Source organism: Henriciella barbarensis (assembly GCF_003576345.1).
Classification (GTDB): Bacteria; Pseudomonadota; Alphaproteobacteria; order Caulobacterales; family Hyphomonadaceae; genus Henriciella; species Henriciella barbarensis.
On record NZ_QWGB01000009.1, the window covers coordinates 145,731 to 164,634 of the forward strand.

Consider the following 18,904-nt stretch of genomic DNA (forward strand, 5'->3'; position numbering starts at 1 on the left):
CCGTGCCCTGTTCATCAATCACCAAAGCAAATGAATGGAGCAGCAAATGTCCAAGGGAAACGGATATAATGAAGGCGACAAGGTTGAGTGGGACTGGGGCGATGGCACCGGGTCCGGCAAGATCAAATCAGTCTACACGCAAAAGCGGACGGTAAAGATCAAAGGCGAAGAAATCACGCGCGATGCCAGCGAAGATGAACCAGCCTATCTGATCGAGCATGAGGATTCTGAAGTCCTGAAGAGCCACTCGGAAGTTCGCAAGGCATCATGAGTACGCCTAAGAAATACGACGACATTGATTTCCAGCCACCCAGGAAAGTTGCGGATGAGGCTGAGAAAGGTCTCAAGCTTCGTGACGAGTTTGAGCGGGGCGGCACCGATGTCGGGATCGCACGCGCGCGAGACTTAAAGAACCGCAAGTCCGTATCACCCGACACAATCGAGCGGATGGTCAGCTACTTCGCGCGCCATGAAGTCGATAAGAAGGCTGACAATTTCGGCAATGATGACGACCCGTCGGCCGGGTATATCGCCTGGCTCCTATGGGGCGGTGATGCCGGCAAGGACTGGTGCGAGCGTGTGAAGTCTCAGATGGAGAAGGCGGACGAATAGCCCGCCCAATCGGAATGCACTTTCAAAAAAGGCCGACGCGATGATCACGCCGGCCTTCTCATTTTATCAGGTGCTTCGAACTATTCTTCCGTTTCCATGTCCGCGTCTACTTCACCTTCAGCTTCTTCTTCGTCAGCCTCAGGGCGTTCCGGACGGCAATCGCTGACGAGATTTTGCATCTCCTCACCAGCAGGAACGACGATCTCGTCCTGACCGGAGCGTACGCGGATTGCATCATTCGCATTGACGAGCGTTGCGACACCGTTGGTGGCAGGGTCAACCGAACCACCAATCATCGGCGTGTCCATTTCCAGAGCGACAGCATCGATACTGACATTGCCAGCGGAGGTGAGGAAGTCGATGGACTCGCCGCCTTCGCCCTCGCTGATCGCGCGCTGAACGACGAGCATTTTGCCTTCGCCTTCGACCTGTTCGGCACGGCAGATCAGCGTCAGTAGCGTTTCATCACCAGACGTGAAGCTGACGGCCGGATCGCCGCGATCGGTCGATGCGGCCCAGCTACCTTCCATCGGTGTCGGCATTTCACTGGAGACGCCAGCATTTGATTGCGCTTCAGACGCGGCTTCTTCCATAGAAGGGCCGGGCGTCGGCATTGTGCCGTCGGGGCTGTCATAGCCGCCTTCATTGCCACATGCGGCGAGCGCAGCGGGCAGGAGTGCTAACAGGATCAGTCTCATGGAAGGTATCCTTTCGATTCAGACATTCGGATGCCATAACGCGGGCACTTCGGTCAGAGTTGCTCAAGATTCAAAAATGATTGGCTGAACCGACAATGTTTCTGGCGACTCGTGGCTGGCGAGGGTAAGGAGCGGGCATGACTGAACGGCGCCCTAATCTGCGCGAGCGCATCATGCATGTCGAGCTGAAGTCGGGCTTCGCCGATAATGGTCCGGCATGGATCGACCGTGTCCGTTTCTCAAAGTCGGGCCGCTCTGCCTATTTTCAGGGGCGAGAACTTCTGAACATTGGCGGTAGTGGCATACGTGGCAATTACAGGGACGTTGAGACCCGAGAGGAATTCTGGGTTTCCGGCGTCAAGAAAAACCGGGCAGATCGCCATTGGGCAGGCGGCGGCCCCGTTGAAATAAACCCGGCCATTCGGGTTGAATACGAAAGACTCATTGAGGCGAAATGACCGATACATCTGCCATTCTCGAGCATCTCAAAGCTGAGCAGTCCGAAACCGACGCTGCCGGCCACGGCATCAATGCGGAGGAGTGGGACCGGCTTTTCACGAGGCTGGGTCGTAGTCCGAACCTTGTCGAGCTTGGCATCTATTCGGTGATGTGGTCGGAGCACTGCTCCTACAAGTCTTCGCGCCGCCACCTGTCGAAATTCCCGACCAAGAATGACCGGGTCATCCAGGGGCCGGGCGAGAATGCGGGCGTCATCGATATTGGCGACGGTCAGGCGGCGATCTTCAAGATGGAGTCGCATAACCACCCGTCCTACATCGAGCCCTATCAAGGCGCGGCGACCGGCGTTGGCGGCATCCTGCGCGACGTGTTCACCATGGGGGCGCGGCCGATTGCGCTGGTCAATGCGCTGCGCTTTGGCGACCCGAGCCATCCGAAGACGCGCTCACTCGTGGCTGGCGTGGTCGCTGGGATCGGTGGTTACGGCAATTGCGTTGGCGTGCCGACGGTTGCGGGCGAGACGCAGTTCGATGAAGGCTATAATGGCAACATCCTCGTCAATGCGATGGCCGTTGGCCTCGCGGATCAGGACAAGATTTTCTATGCGCGCGGTGCAACGCCCGGAAACCAGATCTTCTATGTCGGCTCCAAGACGGGCCGCGACGGCATACATGGCGCGACCATGGCCTCGGCCGAATTTTCTGAAGGCGATGAAGAGAAGCGCCCGACCGTGCAGGTGGGTGACCCCTTCACCGAGAAGCTGCTGATCGAGGCCTGCCTTGAGCTGATGGCAACCGATGCCATTCAGGCCATTCAGGATATGGGCGCGGCAGGTCTGACCTCCTCGTCGGTCGAGATGGCTGACAAGGGCGGCATCGGTATCGAGATGGACCTCGACAAGGTGCCTCAGCGTGAAACCGGTATGACCGCCTATGAGATCATGCTGTCGGAAAGCCAGGAGCGGATGCTCATGGTGCTGAAGCCGGGCAAGGAAGATCTCGCCAAGGCGATCTTCGAGAAATACGACCTAGACGCCGAAGTCATCGGCATGACGACCGATACCGGTCACATGGTGCTGAAGCAATTTGGCGAAGTGGTCTGCGATATCCCTGTCGCGCCGCTGGCAGAAGATGCGCCGAACTATGACCGCCCATGGGTAGAGCCAAAGGCGCGCGCGCCGCTCGATATCTCGAAGTATCCGGAGCCTGAGGATTACGGCGAAGTGCTGCTGAAGCTCATGTCCTCGCCAGACATGGCGTCGAAACGCTGGATCTGGGAGCAGTATGACCGCCACGTGATGGGCGATACCGTCGACAGCTCGCAGTCCATGGGCGACGCCGCCATTGTGCGCATTCACGGCACGAACAAGGCGTTGGCCATCTGTTCGGACTGCAACCCGCACTATGTCGCCGCTGACCCGTTCGAGGGTGGCAAGGCGGTGGTGGCCGAGGCCTATCGCAACCTGTCCAGCGTTGGAGCGACACCGATCGCGATCACCGACAATCTCAATTTTGGCAATCCGGAAAAGCCCGCCACGATGGGCTATATCGTGAAGTCGATCGAAGGCATGGCCGAGGCCTGCCGCGTGCTCGACTTCCCGGTCGTCTCCGGAAATGTCAGCCTCTACAATGAGACCGACGGCAAGGCGATCCCGCCGACGCCTGTGGTCGGCGGTGTCGGCCTGATCGAGGATGTTTCCAAGGTCGCAACGCTGAAAGGCGCGCAGCCGGGTGACGTGCTCGTCCTCATCGGCGAGACGAAGGGGCATCTCGGCGCGTCGCTCTATGCGCGTGAGTGGCTGGGCCTCAAAGGCGAGGAGCTCGGCCCGCCGCCGCCAGTTGATCTTGAAATTGAGATGAAGAACGCGGCTTTCGTGCGCAAGTTGATTGAAGGGGGGCTGGTCAACGCAGTGCACGACGTCAGCGACGGGGGTCTAGCGTGTGCTGTTGCAGAGATGGCTATGGCCAGTGGAATGGGTTTGTATTTAGATCCATACACCGTTTTTGCTTGGTCCCCTTCAGATCAAGTCAGCCCGCTGAGTGTCATGTTTTCCGAAGATACTGGGCGCTATTTGGTTGCACTTCCTAAAGACAAAGCAGGTCTTATAACCCGCTTGGCAGGCGCGGCTGGTGTAGCCCATGTTAATTTGGAAAGTAGTTCCGGATTTCGTGAGGAAAGCGAGACCATCAGCTTCGTATTCGATGAATACGGAATTCACGATGTCGAATTCAGCACGCTCCGTGAAGCTCATGAAGGCTGGCTGCCGAGCTATATGAAGGGCGAGAACTAGTCCGCTAGAGCGCACGCGCTGAGCGTAGATGTATAAAAATTCACTGTTTTTTGATCCAACTTGCTTTACGCAACGTATGCGTGTGCGAGAGGAAAACCGTCGATGGTGGCCTCGTGCCTCTTTCTCTCGCGCGCGCGCCAGTGTCCTTGCGGATGCTGGCGCGCCAAATATTTCAGGCCTTCTGATTTCGTGGTTTCGGCGCACGGGTTGAACTTCCCTCCGCTCTGGCATTGACCTTTCATGCGGCTGGCGCTTCGGTGCTGCCATAATGGAGGTTCCCCAATGAAAACCAGTCTGATTTCCACCAGTGTGCTCGCGCTAAGCGCGGCACTGCTTGTGTCCTGTACGAACAATACCGCAGAAGTGCCGCCAGCCGAAGTGCCGGTGCCGCCAATGGCAGGCGACCCGGTCGAGGCAGAGAGCACTGAAGTTGCAGAAGCCCGCGCCTTCCTGGAGCGCGCTGACGCAGAGTTTGGACAGATGTCCAAGGAGATCGGTCCGATCTTCTGGGAGCAGGCGACCAACATTACTGACGAGACGAATGCCGCCGCTGCAGAGGCGGGTGCCCGCGCAACGACAATGGCTGTCTCGCTCGCCAATGAGTCCAAGCGGTTCAATGATGTCGACCTGCCAGCAGATCTCGCGCGCAAGATGCAGCGGCTTCAGTCCGCCGTCACCATTCCAGCCCCGTCGACCGAAGGCGCAGCCGAAGAGCTGTCGCAGATCATGACTGGTCTCGAAGCGACGTATGGCACCGGCACTTTTAATTATAAGGGCGAGGATCTGAACCTCGACCAGCTGTCGACCATCATCGAGACGAGCCGCGACCCGGAAGAGCTGCAGGCCGTCTGGGAAGGCTGGCGCACCGTGTCGCCGCCGATGAAGGATGACTATGCCCGCATGGTCGAGATCGCCAATGAAGGCGCGACCGAGCTTGGCTATGACAATCTAAAAACGATGTGGCTGTCGAAATACGACATGCCGCCGGAAGAAATGGCGACTGAAGTCGACCGCCTATGGAGCCAGGTGTCACCGCTCTATGAAGAGCTGCACTGCTATGTGCGCGCAGAGCTCAACGAAGAGTATGGCGACGATGTCCAGCCCGCCACGGGCCCGATCCGCGCTGACCTTCTCGGCAATATGTGGTCGCAGCAATGGTCGAGCATCTATCCGCTGGTCGAGCCGGAAGGCCTGCCAGGGCAGGGCTACAATTTGACCGACGAACTGGTCGCGGCTGACTATGATGCCATCAAGATGGTCGAGACGGCAGAGGCATTCTTCGTGTCTCTTGGCCTTGACCCGCTGCCCGAAACCTTCTGGGAGCGGTCCATGATCGTGCGTCCGGAAGGCCGCGAAGTGGTCTGCCATGCTTCCGCCTGGGACCTTGATGACGAGGAAGACGTGCGCATCAAGATGTGTACCGAGGTGAATGCCGAGGACTTCTATACCGTCCACCACGAGCTGGGTCACAATTACTACCAGCGCGCCTATAAGGACGTCGGCTACCTCTACAAGGACGGCGCCCATGACGGCTTCCACGAGGCGATTGGTGATTTCATCTCGCTCTCGATCACCCCGTCCTATCTGGTCGATATTGGTCTCATCACCGAGGATCAGGTGCCGGGCGAAGAAGCTGACATCTCGCTTCTGATGAACACCGCGCTCGACAAGATCGCCTTCCTGCCATTTGCGATTACTGTCGATAGCTGGCGCTGGGATGTGCTGGACGGCACAACGCAGCCTGCTGACTACAACGACGCATGGTGGGCAAAGCGCACGCAGTATCAGGGCATCGTCCCGCCGGGGCCACGTCCGGCGGACGCGTTCGATCCGGGAGCGAAGTACCACATTCCGGGTAATACGCCGTATCTGCGTTACTTCCTGTCCTACATCATGCAGTTCCAGTTCCATAAGGCTGCCTGTGAGCAGGCCGGCTGGGATGGCCCACTGCATCGCTGCTCGATCTACGGAAACGAGGAAGTCGGTGCCCGCTTCAATGCGATGATGGAGATGGGCGCTTCCGAGCCATGGCCGGACGTGCTGGAGACCTTCACTGGCACGCGTGAAATGGATGGCTCTGCGATCATCGAGTATTTCGATCCTTTGATTGACCATCTCGAAGAGCAGAATGAAGGCCGCAGCTGCGGCTGGGAATAGGGGCGTCTCCCACTAGAAACTGAAAAGCCCCGGGCGAGCGATCGTCCGGGGCTTTTTATTGGCTGCGAGCCGCCCGCCTATTCGGTTTCGCTGGCAACGTGCTCATCAATGGCTTCGGCGACCATCAACACGGTGTCGACGGCCCGCGCAAACGTATCCGGATCGACCCTGTCGAACGTGTCTGTGACCTTGTGATAGTCGGCATGGTCCTCGACGCCGAGATAGATGATCGGGATACCCGCGCGCAGGAAGGGCGCATGATCTGATAGGGTCGACCAGTCCTGATTGCCCCATTCAGGGCTGTCATGCCCCTTGCTGAGGGTCAGCGGCGTTTCAGCGGCGACCGCGTCGATAACCGGGACCAGCTCAGGATAGTGATAGGTGCCAACAGCAAAGATCTCGCCCTTGTCCGCGCGTGAGACCATGTCGAGATTGAGATTGAAGGCGAGCCGGTCTTCAATCTGTTCAGGCAGGTCGTGTACGAAGGCAGCTGAGCCAGATATCCCCATTTCTTCGGCGTCGAAGAAAGCGAATACGAGCGTTGTCTCGGGCGCGTTTTGCTGAAACCAGCTAATCGCTTCCAAAAGCGCCGCCACGCCGGACGCATTGTCATCGGCACCATTATAGATGCCGTTCTCGCCCATGCCGACATGATCGTAATGGGCTGACATGACGATAACGGGCGCGCCCGGCTGATCATTGATGACGGCGAGAAGGTTGGTGCCGCTGACGCCGCCCTTCATCTCGGAAAAGCTTGCCGTGTCGAAAGGGGCTTCATATCCACCTGGAAGCAGAGGCGTGACACCGCGTGCGTCGAGCTGGTCGATAATCCACGCGCGCGCCCTTGCATTGCCCGGCTCTCCGGTCAGACGGCCTCCAAATTCGTCCGAAGAAAGTGTCTCCAGCGCGGCAAGGGCTCGCGTGCTGTCATGGAACTGTACGGTATAGGGAGAAGCGCTAAAACCTGTTTCAGGTTGGGCAGGGTCGGTCGCAGATGGGCTGGAGCAGGCGGCGGCCAAAAGGCCCGCTGCGAGAAAGGGTCTGATCATCAGGGCTGAGAACTCCATGGCAAGTTGTCTTGACCATAGGTCCATTGGCCGCCATGTGCGAGCGACAAAGGAGACTGTCATGGCAATGGACCGCGAGACCCTCGAGACCTTTCTGAAGGACGCCTTTCCGGAGGCGGAGATTACGCTGACGGATCTTGCCGGGGATAATGACCATTGGCAGGCTGAAATCGTCTCGCCGCAATTCAAGGGCGTTCCGCGCGTGCGCCAGCACCAGATGGTTTATGCGGCTCTCAAGGGGGAAATGGGCGGCGAGTTGCATGCGCTTGCGCTCAAGACGCGCGCGCCTGACTAGGCGGGCCTAGTCCTCGTCCAAAACAGTGCTGCCAATCGGGCCGCCGAGCGGATCGGGATATTCAGGATATCCTTCCGGCCAGCTGGCATCTTCGTCGCTGCCATTCTCATCATCTGAAGAACGCTCACGCTCGCGATTGTTGCGGGCAATTGGCTCTACGCGGGCATTGGCTGGCAAGCCGTTGACATAACCTGCGGCGGCCTCAGCGTCGCCCGGCATGTTGCCCATGCGCTGAACGGAATAAGCCGTGCCATTGCGCTGCAGCGGGGTTGGCAGGGTCGGCAGCCGGCTGGGGCGGGGCAGGGGCGGGCGCGTATCTACTGCTGAGGTCGTCGCGGGGGCGGTTGGACGCTGCGTGCTGGTTGAGGCGGCGCGCGAGACATTCGAACGTGCCGCTGCGGACGCAGCGGCCTGTGACTGGGTTGCTGTTGGCGCAGGCATTGAGGACGAGACAGTCCGGCGCGTCACCGTGCGGGTCGGCGTGGATGAAGTTGCCGGGCGCTGCGCTGCGACCGCGGTGGCTGCGGGCCGCTGGACAGGACGGGTCGTTACGCGGCTGGTGATCGTAGGTGTCGATGCGCTTGGCTGGCGGCTTGCCTGCTGTGTGCGTGCCCGTGAGGCGACAGAGGTCGTCGCCGGACGGGTGGTCGTATTGCTGGCAAGTTGCGTCCGCGTCGTCGGCTGTACCTGGCGGCGTACAGGCGCCCGCTGCGCAGATGGCGATACCGGGGTGGGCAGCATATGACTTGTTGCAGCACCATCGGGAGACGGCGGCATAGATGTGCGGTTGGCGGCTGTCTGGCGAGATTGCGCATATCCGCCCGCCAGCACGTCTGACCTTGCGGCCCGCGTTTGGGGAGCAGTGACAGATTGGGTAGGAGCCCGGCTTATCTGCGGTGCGGCGCCGACGCCTCTAAGGCCCGACGTGTAGCCAGGGCGCGCCTGGCTTTGCCCGGCACTGCTCTTCAGCTCGCAGCGCGGGCCAACGCGAAAAGTTGGTGGTGTCAGTGACCAGGCCACGCAACGCTGATCCTCGGCGCAGGATTGGGCGCAAGCCTGTAAACCGCGCGCGCGTTCCGACGAGTAGGTTTGGCCGACCCGGTAACTGTCTGTCTCAACGGCCCTGTCGGCCAGGGCTGGAGCTGCCAGGCCGACTGTCAGGATGGCAAGTGCTGTTAGGCGGCCCCGGAGATCGGGTGCGGCAGAGAGTGACATCTTCATGGATGCCAGAATAAACCGGCAGGGATTAAGAGGTGGTTAGGCTTGGGCACCCTTCTCAAGCTCTTCTTTAAGGGCCTCGATTTCCAGCCAGACCATTTCTGCTTCTTCAAGCTCAGAGCGTGCAGCCGCGAGGCGGTCGCTGACTTTCTGGAAGCGGCCCGCGTCCTTGTTGAAGAGGTCCGGATCGGAAAGCTCGCTTTCCAGCTTTTCGATCTCCGCGCCCAGGCGAGGCATGGCAGCCTCGGCTTCCTTCAGGCGGTGCTTGTCCTTGAAGGAGAGCTTGGCTTCACGCTTTGAGCCACCAGAGGCGGGCGTGGCGGCCTGCTTCTTCTGTGTCTTGTCGGCTGGTTTTGCGGCTCTGCGTGTCGTGAGCGACGGGACTTGCCGAGCCGCATCGCTCCAGCCGCCAGAGGTTTCCACCCAACGTCCACCGCCCATCGGCACCAGACAACTCGTCACAATGGCATCAAGGAAGGCCCTGTCGTGGCTGACGAGGATCAGCGTGCCGTCATAGTCGCTCAGCATCTCCTCAAGCAGGTCGAGCGTCTGCATGTCGAGGTCGTTGGTCGGCTCGTCGAGGACGAGAACGTCGGCAGGCTGGGCGAGGGCGATCGCCATGGTTAGCCGGTTGCGTTCACCGCCTGATAGAGCCGACACGGGCTGGCGCAGCTGTTCGGGCGAGAAAAGGAAGTCCTTGGCATATCCGGCGACATGCTTTGGCTGGCCCTGGACCATGATGGAGTCACCACCTGCCGGCGTTAGTGCTTCCCAAAGCGTTTCGTCGGGCTTCAGCGTGTCGCGCGTCTGGTCGAGATAGGTGACGTTCAGCGTCTGACCGATCTTTACAGAGCCCTTGTCCGGCGCAAGCTCTCCCAGCAGGATCTTGAGAAGCGTCGTCTTGCCGACCCCGTTCGGGCCCACGATGCCGATCCGGTCACCCTTGAGGATACGAAGCGACAGGTCGTTCGCGATGACCGTGTCGTCGAAGCTCTTCGAGATACCGAACGCCTCGAGCACCTTGCGGCTCTGGCTGTCGCCGCTTTCGGCACTGAGGCCAGCGGTAGACTTTGCGTCATTGACCAGGGATTTCTGCTTGGCATGCTCGGCGCGCAATTCGTGTAGGCGAGACAGGCGCCCCATGTTCCGCTTGCGGCGCGCCGTGACACCGCGGGCGAGCCAGTGCTGCTCTTCCTTCAGATGGGTCTTCATCCGCTGAAGCTGTTTTTCCTCTTCAGCCTCGATGCCGGCGGCCCACTCATCAAACTCGGCATAGCCCTTGGGCGACTTCCAGACCTTGCCCTGACGCAGCCAGAGCGTCGTCGTCGTCACGTTTTCCAGGAAGCGGCGGTCGTGGCTGACGAGAAGCACAGCGCCGGGGAAAGATTTCAGGCGCGTTTCCAGTGTCTCGATCATGGGTACGTCGAGGTGGTTCGTCGGCTCATCCAGAAGCAAAATATCCGGGTCGCAGGCGAAGGCGCGGGCGAGGGCGGCACGCCGAATCTGACCCCCTGATAGCGTTTTAGGGTCAGCTTCGGGATCGATACCGAACAGGCCCAGCTCGGCCTCGGCCATCCAGATCGCTTCGAGGCCTTCTGCAGCGTAATCGAGAACTGTTTCGAAGGCCGAAAGGTCCGGCTCCTGCTCCACGGTCGCGGCTTCTACACCTGGCTGGCGCCAGAGATCGCCCGCATCAGGCGCATGTATACCTGTCACCAGCTTCATCAGGGTGGATTTTCCTGCCCCGTTGCGCCCGACCAGCGCTGCGCGTTCACCGCGTGCAAGGGTGAAGGTCACACCTGTAAAAATCGGTGTGCCACCAAAGGTCAGCTCGACATCTGCGAGCCGGAGGATGGGAAGGTCTGCCATGGCGTGTGAGGTGCGGCCTGCGGGCAGGTCCCGTCAAGCCAGCTTCATCAGGACTTCAGCTTGTAGCCTGTCCGGAACAGCCACCAGACCCAGAGGCACGCTGCGAAGGTAAAGGCCGCCGAAGCTATGACACCCGTCATGAGCGAAGAGTTGGAGACCCCGATGAATCCGGCCCGGAAACCATCGATCAGATAGAAGATCGGGTCGAAATGAGCGGCGGTCTGGAAAGGTTCAACCAGCACCTTGATGTCGTAGAACGTGCCCGACAGAAAGGTGAGGGGGACGATCACGAAATTGGTGATAGCAGCAAGGTGGTCGAATTTCTCAGCCCAGATACCAGCAATGGCACCAAGGGCAGCAAGGAAAATCGTCGCCATGAGGCTGAACCAGATGATCGGCCAGATCATTGAGATGTTTAGGTCCGCAAGGCCGGAGAAGTGAATGGCGAGGCCGCCGATCACGCCGACCATCAGGCCGCGCGTCACAGCGCCGAAGATGAAGCCCAGCGTCAGTTCCAGCGGTGAAAGGGGCGGCATCAGAAAGTCGACCTGGCTGCCTTGTACCTTCGCAATTGTCAGCGATGACGAGGTGTTCTGGAAGGCATTCTGAAGCATCGACATGATGATGAGGCCAGGGGCCAGAAAGGCATTATAGTCGAGACCGGCAAAGTCGCCTGTCAGCTCACCGCGGTTTCCGAAGGCGAGCTTGAACACTGTCATGAACAGAAGCGTCGTGATGACGGGCGCGAAGAGGGTCTGCATCCAGACCTTCAGAAAGCGGCCAACCTCACGCTGATAAAGGGTCCAGAGCCCGATCCAGTTGATCGCACCATAGTTGCGCGGCGGGGCGGGAAGCGGGCGGGCATCTGCAGAAATCTGATCGCTCATGGGCGCTATTTAGGGGCTCAGCTGGGCAATGACGATAGCTAAAAACTTCTCGCAGAACGATTTTTCGATTCTATCCACAAGGCCATACTACATATAGAAAGGTTGTGGAGAACTCTGATCATCATGTTGTGTTTCGTTTCGCCTCAGATACGATATGTAGGTGTTAAGCACGACGGCCAAAACGGGCCGTCACTATATCTAGGGTCGCACAACGCCAGGAGGCCATCCAAATGTCTTGGACCGAAGATCGAGTCGACGTTCTGAAGAAACTGTGGGCAGAAGGTCACTCAGCCAGCCAGATCGCAAAGCAACTTGGGGGTGTGACCCGCAATGCTGTGATCGGCAAGGTTCACCGTCTCGGCCTGTCAGGCCGCGCCACCCCGTCACGTCCAGTAAAACGCCCGCCGCGCCTGGCGCGGCCGAAGCCGCAGATCCAGAACACGGGTACGGTCGAGGTTCAAACGCCAACGACATCGCCAGAAGAAAGCCGGATTCGTCGCTCCGATCAGCACGCAATCCTGTCAGCTCTGACACCGGCGCCCGTCGCGGATGGCGAAGCAGCGACGATCCTCACCCTGCGAGACTCCATGTGCAAATGGCCAATTGGTGATCCGGCTGATCCGCAATTTGCCTTCTGTGGTCGCAAGTCGGACTGTGGTCCGTACTGCACGGAGCATGCGAAAGTGGCCTTTCAGCCGCAGCGCAAGCGCGAACGCAAGGGCGTTGAGGACAAGGCGGCCCGCAAGATCGCTGGCTAGGCACTCGACCAAACGAACTTAAGAAAGCCGGGTGCAAAAGCGCCCGGCTTTTTTTGTGCATGATAGAGGAGACGAGCCAGTTCAGGCGCATCCAGCGGGTCAGGCCGCCTCAGTCTCGACCGGTTCACCGAGATTCTTTGGGCCATCGACTTCGAAACGATCAGCCTCACGCGACACCCAGTCGGCGACTTTCTCTTCGTCCACGCCCAGCTGGCGCAGGATGTCTGCTGCCATTTCGATACCTTTAGGCTCACCCATGGACAGCCAGGCGCGCATGCCGAGATTGGCGAACCTTTGCCGGTCGGCCTCGTTGTCGACTGAAACAAAGCGCGGCGTATCTGGAAATTCGCGCTGCGCCGCAGGGGTCAGATCGCGCGAAACTTCATAGCGCGGCGCACCGATGATGACGGCGCGCGGGCTCGGCCCAGCGACGGCTTCAACGAGACGGAGATTTGCGGCATTGCCGAAAGCGACCTTATAGCCGTCAGCGATCGCGGAAACGAAACGCTCCGGTTCTGCGTCCAGGCAGACATGAGGGATGTCGTGATCGAAAAGCGCGTCGGCTGCGAGGCGGCCGGCCTGGGTCATGCCAAAGATGATGACGGGGCGATCGGGGCCGATCGGTGTAATCTCGTTGATCGGTCTGGTCTGGCCTTTCAGCATGTTTGCGACTTTGCGCGAGAGCCGCATGCCGCCGGCAGCCCAGAACGGGGCGGCGGCGAGTGAAAGCGCGATGGAGGCGACCGCAATGGTGTCGAGTGCCGGGGGAACGGCATCGGTTGTCATCACGAGAATGGACAACACAACAAGCGTGAACTCAGACCCCTGCGCCAGCAGGAAGGAAAGCTGCACGCTTCCCGGATTGCTCCACTTATTGAGGCGTGCGGCTGCGAAGCCGGTGAGTGTTTTAACCAACAAGATTGCGGCCGTGACACCGAGCACGACGGGCCAACGGCTGATAAGCACGCCAAGGTCTACCGAAAGCCCCACCGACATGAAGAAGAATGAAAGAAGGAGGCCGCGAAACGGGCCGGTTTCCATCTGTACCTGATGTCGGAAAGCCGTCCCTGAAACTGCCAGACCGGCCAGGAATGCGCCCAGCGTTAGTGAGAGGCCAAGGAACGCCGTTGCAGAGGCTGCACCTAGAACGAGTAACAGGGTGACAGCGGTGAAGGCTTCCTGGTTTCGGGTCTGTGCCAGTCCCTTGAAGATCGGGCCCATGAGATAGCGACCGGCCGCAAAGGCTACGATGAAGGCGAGCACGGCGAGGCCGGCTGCTTTCGCAAGGTTGAGCGCCAGCTGCATGCCATCGCCGCCCGCTCCGAGAGAGTTTGCGAAGATGAGCAGGAAAATGGCGACGATGTCCTGAAAGATCAGAACGTGCGTCGTGGACCTGCCAAGCGGGCAGGAGCCGAGGCCGCGTTCCACCATGACACGTGAGACGACCGCCGTTGATGAGAGTCCGAATGATATGCCAAGTGCGAGGGCGATTGGCCAGTCGAGCCCGAACAGGGTGAGCGCAATCGTGAACGGCACGCTTGTCAGCACAAGGTGTGCAGGCGCGAGACCCATCAGGTCGCGCTGGCTTTCTTTCAACTCGCGCAGGGAAACGTGCAGGCCTATGTCGAACAGCAGGAAAACCACGCCCAACTCTGCCAGGAGGTGCGTTGTAGAGCTTTCCTCCATGAGGCCGAAAACGTGCGGTCCCATAAGGATACCAACGGCGAGATAGCCGACAATCGGTGAAAGTTTGAGGGCTTTGGAAACCAGTGCTGCGGCGCCGCCCGCCGCAAGCAACGTCATGGCCGGAATAAGTGCGTCAACTGGTGTTGTTGCGGGGTCCGCCATGCCAATCCTCCTCTGGCCACTATATTGGACCATTGTATGACTAAAGAAAGACCGCCGCTTCGATTGAAGCGGCGGTCTCTTGTTAGACGGGAAGACGAATTCTTCAGTGCTTACCGTGTGGTGCGGAGCTCAAATCGTTCCTAGAGCGAGCGACCAATGGAAACGACGAAGTACTCATCCAGCGAGTCATCGTCGGTAGCGATGAAGCGGAAGTCGAGGTCAAAGCCTTCGAACGACGTCGTCAGGCCGAGCGAATAGTCGGTATAGTCGCCGCCAGCGTCCACGAAGTCGGAATAGCCGACCGTCGCATCAACCGAGAAGACGTCATTGATGGGAAGCGCAACGCTACCGGCGTAGTAGAAGGCGTCGCCGATCTCATAGTAGAATTCAGGCGAGTAAGCGATTGATGCGCCAACTTCGAGCGTATCGCCAAGCGTGGTGCTCGCACCGGCATAGGCTTCGAAGAAGTTCTGCTCTGGATTATCTGGTGCATCCGGATACCAGTAATAGATGACGCCGAGATCAAGGTCGAATGCGCCGACTGTCGGCGTCCAGCCTGCGTACAGGTCGATCTCGGTGGACGTTCCATCGCCGAAATCAACGCCAGACGCCCAGGTGCCGACATAGAAGCTGTCGCTCGCCCAGTCGAAGCCGCCCTGAACCATCGGAGCTTCGTCGGTCTGCGTAATACCGCGGAAGACATAGTTCGATGTGAGCGTAACGTTGCCGCTCCATTCGCCCTCTTCCTGCGCGAGGGCAGGTGTTGCCATGACCACTGTTGCAGCGGCGAGCGCCCCGAGACGTGTGAATGATTTGAACATTGTTACTACCTCCTTTGCATCCTCATCACGAGGTGCAGACTGGAGGGGTGCTCAAAAGTCAGCCATGACGAAGTAATCGCGTTCGCAAAATTTTGCGCCGCAGCACGAAAATCAGGCACAAGACGCAAAAATCGCCTGCTTAAGGTGCTGATCGGGGCGATTATCTCGCAGCTAGAGGGGCGTAACCGAGGTGAGTCCCTGCATCCACAAGCAAAGTTTCGCCAGTTACGTGGCGTGACGCGTCGGTGAGGAAGAACATGGCCGAGTCCGCGATATCGTCCGGCCCGCTGGCAGCGTTGAGCGGTGTGGAGCGGGCAACGCTCGCCTCAAGCCGCTCATATTGGTCGGCGCCCATTTCGTCCTTAAACCAACGCGTGCCGATGAAACCGGGGCATACTGCATTCACGCGGATCGCAGGCGCGAGTGCGCGAGCAAGTGAAAGGGTCATGGTATTGAGCGCACCCTTGGTTGCTGCATACGCCACCGAAGAGCCGATCCCGGTCACCCCCGCAATTGACGAAATGTTGAGAACGGTCGACGCACGGCCTGTCTGCTCAAACGCATTTACCATGAGTGGCTTGCAGGCCTGCATGACCAGAAACGGTCCGGCGACGTTGACGGCATAGGTGTCGAGAAAGTCTTCGCGGCTGAGGGCGTCGAGGTCGGAATGGTCGCGGGCATGGCGGGTGATGCCTGCATTGTTGACGAGAATATCAAGGCGGCCCCAGGCGGAGGCCGCGTCGGCAAGCTTGCGTGCGCCTTCCTCGGTGGAGACGTCTGCCGCCACAAGCTGGGCCTGTGCGCCAGCTTCATTGCAGGCGGCTACTGTCGCTTCACCATCGGCTATGCTGCGCGTACAGTTGATAATCACATCGGCGCCGCGCTCGGCGAGACGCAGCGCAATGGAGCGGCCAAGCCCTGTTGCCGAGCCCGTTACGATTGCCTTGCGCCCTGCCAGATCCGTGTCAGCCATGCCTGTTTCCTTCCCGGTTGCTTTTGCGCCACTTGGCCCGGAGAGGCCTGCGGCGTCAATCGGACGGCTTAGGCTTTATGATAGGGAAGTCCTGCTTCGAGGCTTGCGGACCTGTAAAGCTGTTCGGCCAGCATCACGCGCACGAAACGGTGCGGCCAGGTCTGGACGCCAAATGCCATCGTTTGTGGAACAGCCTCGCGAACCGCTGCGCCATAGCCTTCGGCCCCGCCGATCAGGAAGCAGATGTCTGTCAGGCCCTTATCGCGCTCCTGCGACAGGAAGGATGAAAATGCGGTGGAGGTGAACTGCTCGCCAAACTCATCCAACCGGACAGTTCTGGCGCCGGTGGGGATTTTCCCGAGAAGCCGGTCAGCCTCTGCGTCGAGGCCGCCGGATGAATCGACTTCTATCAGGTCAGCACTTCGAAAGCCGAGCTGACGCCCGGCTTTTCTGAAACGGTCAATATAGTCGTCGAAGAGCTCGCGTTCGGGGCCTTTCTTGACGCGGCCCACCGCGATTATCGAGATACGCACGTCTCAGGACCGCCGATCAGGCGTGTCCGTGCGCGCTGTCGTCTGCCCAGATCTTCTCCAGATTGTAGAAGCTGCGCACTTCCGGGCGGAAGAGATGTACAATGATGTCACCAATATCGAGAAGCACCCAATCGGCATTCGGCAGGCCCTCGACCTTAACAGGACGGCCCGTGATTTCCTTCATGCTCTGGGAAAGATGATCGGCGATGGAAGCGACGTGACGTGCTGAGCGGCCGGATGCGATGATCATCATATCTGCCAGGGAAGACTTTCCCTGTAGGTCGATCGAAATGATGTCTTCGGCCTTATCATCTTCAAGATTGTTGATGACGGAGTCGGCAAGCGCGCGAATGTCATCAGCACTGGCTTTGGCGGCCTTCAATGGCTGCGGGCTGGAAGAGGGCAGGGCTTATTCCTTTTTTCTCAATACAACACCCTTCATAACATGCGCGGCCTAGCGGCTCTAGCCTTTTTGCGCGTGGGCCCGCAGTTGCGTCGAAGAGGTAGCGTCGAACGGCGCTTTCAGGAACACCCAGGCTGGCGGCGCTGTGTGTGGAAGCAGCGCCGCATCTCTTTCGGGCAGGCGTGCGTGAGCATACCGGCGGGCGAAAGGGGAGCTGAGCGCGCGTGGACCTGCGTCAGGGCGTGAAACGATGCAGAGCGGCAGCATCGAGGCAACTGATTCCCAGTTCTTCCAGTCGTGAAAATTCTGAAGGCTGTCTGCGCCCATGAGCCAGACGAAATTCGCGCCGTGGCAATTGGCCGTGAACGCTCGTACGACGTCGGCCGTGTATCGTAGCCCCGCCCAATGCTCGAAATCGCTGACGAACATCTTCGGGTGGTTGCCGACAAGCTCACGCACGGCGTGGAGCCTGTCATAGAAATCTGCAGGCTTGGATTTTAGCGGGTTGCCGCTGGCTGGCAGCCAGTAGATCCAGTCAAGATTCAACCGTTTCATCGCTGTCTTGGCGACATGCAGGTGGCCAGAATGGGGTGGGTCGAATGAGCCGCCAAACAGGCCGATACGCTGGGTCGTCATTGCCGGTGGCAGCGTGCGCACAGGGGACAGGTAGGGGGAGGGTAAGGTCAGTGTGATGTCTTCTGTCTGCTCAGGGCCGGGTCTGGCCGGTTCCGCGCACGACATATTTGAAAGTGGTCAGCTGTTCCGCGCCGACCGGGCCGCGGGCATGAATGCGACCGGTCGCAATTCCGATCTCTGCGCCCATGCCGAACTCTCCGCCATCAGCAAACTGCGTCGAGGCGTTGTGAAGCGCGATGGCGGCATCGACCTCGTTCAGGAAACGGTCTGCTGTCGAGGTGTTCTCTGTGACGATGGCTTCGGTGTGACCGGTGCCATAGCGCGCGATGTGGGCAAGCGCGCCATCAAGGTTCTTCACCACCTTGATGGAAAGGATCGGCGCGAGATACTCGGTACGCCAGTCCTCTTCAGTGGCTAAAATCATGTCGGGCAACAACTCTTTTGCCAGTGTGTCGCCGCGCAGTTCGCACCCTGCCTCACGAAGTGGCGCCGCGATAGCCGGAAGAAGGCGCGGCGCAATGGCTTCGTTGATCAGCAGTGTTTCCATCGCCCCGCAGACACCGGTTCGCCGCATCTTGGCGTTGAAGGCGATGTCGACGGCTTTCTGCGGGTCGGCGTCCGCGTCGATATAGATATGACAAAGGCCTTCCAGGTGGCCAATGACAGGAACGCGCGCATCCTTCTGGACGCGCTCGACCAGCCCCTTGCCGCCGCGTGGGACAACGACATCAAGGTTACCATCCAGTCCGGTCAACATATGCCCGACCGCCTCGCGTTCCGGCGTGCCGACGAGTTGGAGCGCGTCAGCGGGCAGGCCGGCGCCATCAAGTCCTGAGCGTAGGGCGGTTGCGATGGCAAGCGCGGAGTTAAGGCTCTCGCTGCCTGCCCGAAGGATTGCCGCATTTCCGGAGCGAAGGCAGAGCGCAGAGGCATCAGCCGTTACATTGGGGCGGGATTCATAGATGATGCCGATCACGCCCAGCGGTGTCCGCACGCGTGAAATGTCGAGACCTGAAGGTACCGTCCAGTTGGCGATGGTCTGGCCGACTGGGTCTTCGAGGCCCGCGATCATGCGGACAGCGTCCGCCATGGCGCGCATGCGTTCCGGGGTCAGCAGAAGGCGGTCCAGCATGGCGTCCGACAGCTGCTTCTGTTTTGCCTGCTGCATGTCGAGTGCGTTGGATTTCAGGATCTCGCCTTGCGATGTTTCCAGCGCATCCGCCATAGCGAGCAGGCCGCGGCTGCGGTCCTTCGCTGTCAGGTGGGACAGACGTTGGGAAGCGGCTCTCGCGCGCTTCCCCATGTCGAGCATGAGGTCAGTAAGGCTTGTTTCAGATGTCTGCATAATCCGGCTCATTGTGAGAAGTATGTGCAGGAAAG

20 protein-coding genes and 1 pseudogene are annotated in these 18,904 nt (G+C 59.6%); 8 read left to right on the forward strand and 13 right to left on the reverse strand.

Translation table 11 applies throughout. From position 1 onward, the window contains the following. Positions 1–46 precede the first annotated feature (46 nt). Both D1224_RS13760 and D1224_RS13765 read left to right on the forward strand, forming a co-directional pair. Entirely contained in the window at positions 47–271 is a 225-nt protein-coding gene (locus D1224_RS13760) for a hypervirulence associated TUDOR domain-containing protein (protein ID WP_119380601.1), read from the forward strand. Continuing rightward, entirely contained in the window at positions 268–612 is a 345-nt protein-coding gene (locus D1224_RS13765; RefSeq protein WP_119380530.1) for a hypothetical protein, read from the forward strand. The genes D1224_RS13760 and D1224_RS13765 overlap by 4 nt, the downstream gene beginning before the upstream one ends. Before the next feature lie 80 nt (positions 613–692). Here the strand turns inward: D1224_RS13765 and D1224_RS13770 are convergent, their stop codons facing one another. After that, entirely contained in the window at positions 693–1,310 is a 618-nt protein-coding gene (locus D1224_RS13770; RefSeq protein WP_119380531.1) for a hypothetical protein, read from the reverse strand. A 137-nt stretch (positions 1,311–1,447) separates the two neighbouring features. On the opposite strand from D1224_RS13770, the gene D1224_RS13775 reads away from it, so the two are divergent. The 3 genes from D1224_RS13775 to D1224_RS13785 all read left to right on the forward strand — a co-directional run bounded on the left by D1224_RS13775 (position 1,448) and on the right by D1224_RS13785 (position 6,216). Beyond that, on the forward strand, positions 1,448–1,768 hold the full coding sequence (locus D1224_RS13775) for a hypothetical protein (RefSeq protein ID WP_119380532.1): 321 nt from the start codon (positions 1,448–1,450) through the stop codon (positions 1,766–1,768). Beyond that, entirely contained in the window at positions 1,765–4,059 is a 2,295-nt protein-coding gene (gene purL, locus D1224_RS13780; protein ID WP_119380533.1) for a phosphoribosylformylglycinamidine synthase subunit PurL, read from the forward strand. Before D1224_RS13775 ends, purL begins: the two co-directional genes overlap by 4 nt. Positions 4,060–4,341: 282 nt before the next feature. Next, entirely contained in the window at positions 4,342–6,216 is a 1,875-nt protein-coding gene (locus tag D1224_RS13785; protein WP_119380534.1) for a M2 family metallopeptidase, read from the forward strand. Positions 6,217–6,293: 77 nt separating this feature from the next. On the opposite strand, the gene D1224_RS13790 is transcribed toward D1224_RS13785, so the two are convergent. Beyond that, positions 6,294–7,265, reverse strand: coding sequence for a M20/M25/M40 family metallo-hydrolase (locus D1224_RS13790; RefSeq protein WP_182482307.1), 972 nt, complete (start codon positions 7,263–7,265; stop codon positions 6,294–6,296). Between the two features lie 79 nt (positions 7,266–7,344). On the opposite strand from D1224_RS13790, the gene D1224_RS13795 reads away from it, so the two are divergent. Further along, positions 7,345–7,578, forward strand: a complete 234-nt coding sequence (locus tag D1224_RS13795; RefSeq protein WP_119380536.1) for a BolA family protein — start codon at positions 7,345–7,347, stop codon at positions 7,576–7,578. 6 nt (positions 7,579–7,584) lie between these two features. On the opposite strand, the gene D1224_RS16645 is transcribed toward D1224_RS13795, so the two are convergent. Continuing rightward, the gene (locus D1224_RS16645; RefSeq protein ID WP_147372401.1) at positions 7,585–7,797 is read right to left on the reverse strand and encodes a hypothetical protein; all 213 of its coding nucleotides are present in this window, start codon (positions 7,795–7,797) and stop codon (positions 7,585–7,587) included. Between the two features lie 136 nt (positions 7,798–7,933). On the opposite strand from D1224_RS16645, the gene D1224_RS16650 reads away from it, so the two are divergent. Beyond that, positions 7,934–8,323: a hypothetical protein gene (locus D1224_RS16650; protein WP_119380538.1), complete on the forward strand. Its 390-nt coding sequence runs from the start codon at positions 7,934–7,936 to the stop codon at positions 8,321–8,323. Positions 8,324–8,553: 230 nt separating this feature from the next. Here D1224_RS16650 and D1224_RS16880 read toward each other — a convergent pair. The 3 genes and pseudogenes from D1224_RS16880 to D1224_RS13815 all read right to left on the reverse strand — a co-directional run. Further along, positions 8,554–8,799, reverse strand: a pseudogene (locus D1224_RS16880) (PAN domain-containing protein); the annotation flags it as partial. 36 nt (positions 8,800–8,835) lie between these two features. After that, positions 8,836–10,665 carry an ABC-F family ATP-binding cassette domain-containing protein gene (locus tag D1224_RS16800; protein ID WP_119380539.1) on the reverse strand — a complete coding sequence of 610 codons (1,830 nt, stop codon included), beginning with the start codon at positions 10,663–10,665 and terminating at the stop codon, positions 8,836–8,838. Positions 10,666–10,712: 47 nt separating this feature from the next. Next, on the reverse strand, positions 10,713–11,552 hold the full coding sequence (locus tag D1224_RS13815) for an ABC transporter permease (protein ID WP_119380540.1): 840 nt from the start codon (positions 11,550–11,552) through the stop codon (positions 10,713–10,715). A gap of 230 nt (positions 11,553–11,782) precedes the next feature. On the opposite strand from D1224_RS13815, the gene D1224_RS13820 reads away from it, so the two are divergent. Further along, positions 11,783–12,310: a GcrA family cell cycle regulator gene (locus D1224_RS13820; RefSeq protein WP_119380541.1), complete on the forward strand. Its 528-nt coding sequence runs from the start codon at positions 11,783–11,785 to the stop codon at positions 12,308–12,310. Between the two features lie 99 nt (positions 12,311–12,409). Here D1224_RS13820 and D1224_RS13825 read toward each other — a convergent pair whose 3' ends face one another. The 7 genes from D1224_RS13825 to D1224_RS13855 form a co-directional block, all read right to left on the reverse strand. Beyond that, positions 12,410–14,158, reverse strand: a complete 1,749-nt coding sequence (locus tag D1224_RS13825) for a cation:proton antiporter domain-containing protein (RefSeq protein WP_182482309.1) — start codon at positions 14,156–14,158, stop codon at positions 12,410–12,412. 140 nt (positions 14,159–14,298) lie between these two features. Beyond that, entirely contained in the window at positions 14,299–14,979 is a 681-nt protein-coding gene (locus tag D1224_RS13830; protein ID WP_119380543.1) for a TorF family putative porin, read from the reverse strand. 160 nt (positions 14,980–15,139) lie between these two features. After that, on the reverse strand, positions 15,140–15,952 hold the full coding sequence (locus D1224_RS13835; protein ID WP_119380544.1) for an SDR family NAD(P)-dependent oxidoreductase: 813 nt from the start codon (positions 15,950–15,952) through the stop codon (positions 15,140–15,142). Positions 15,953–16,020: 68 nt separating this feature from the next. Beyond that, on the reverse strand, positions 16,021–16,485 hold the full coding sequence (locus tag D1224_RS13840; RefSeq protein ID WP_119380545.1) for a 23S rRNA (pseudouridine(1915)-N(3))-methyltransferase RlmH: 465 nt from the start codon (positions 16,483–16,485) through the stop codon (positions 16,021–16,023). Between the two features lie 16 nt (positions 16,486–16,501). Then, on the reverse strand, positions 16,502–16,867 hold the full coding sequence (rsfS, locus tag D1224_RS13845) for a ribosome silencing factor (protein WP_119380546.1): 366 nt from the start codon (positions 16,865–16,867) through the stop codon (positions 16,502–16,504). Positions 16,868–16,948: 81 nt separating this feature from the next. After that, a complete protein-coding gene (gene nadD / locus D1224_RS13850) occupies positions 16,949–17,524 on the reverse strand; it encodes a nicotinate (nicotinamide) nucleotide adenylyltransferase (protein WP_119380602.1) in 576 nt (191 codons plus the stop codon). Positions 17,525–17,594: 70 nt separating this feature from the next. Continuing rightward, on the reverse strand, positions 17,595–18,881 hold the full coding sequence (locus D1224_RS13855) for a glutamate-5-semialdehyde dehydrogenase (RefSeq protein WP_119380547.1): 1,287 nt from the start codon (positions 18,879–18,881) through the stop codon (positions 17,595–17,597). Positions 18,882–18,904: the final 23 nt, after the last annotated feature.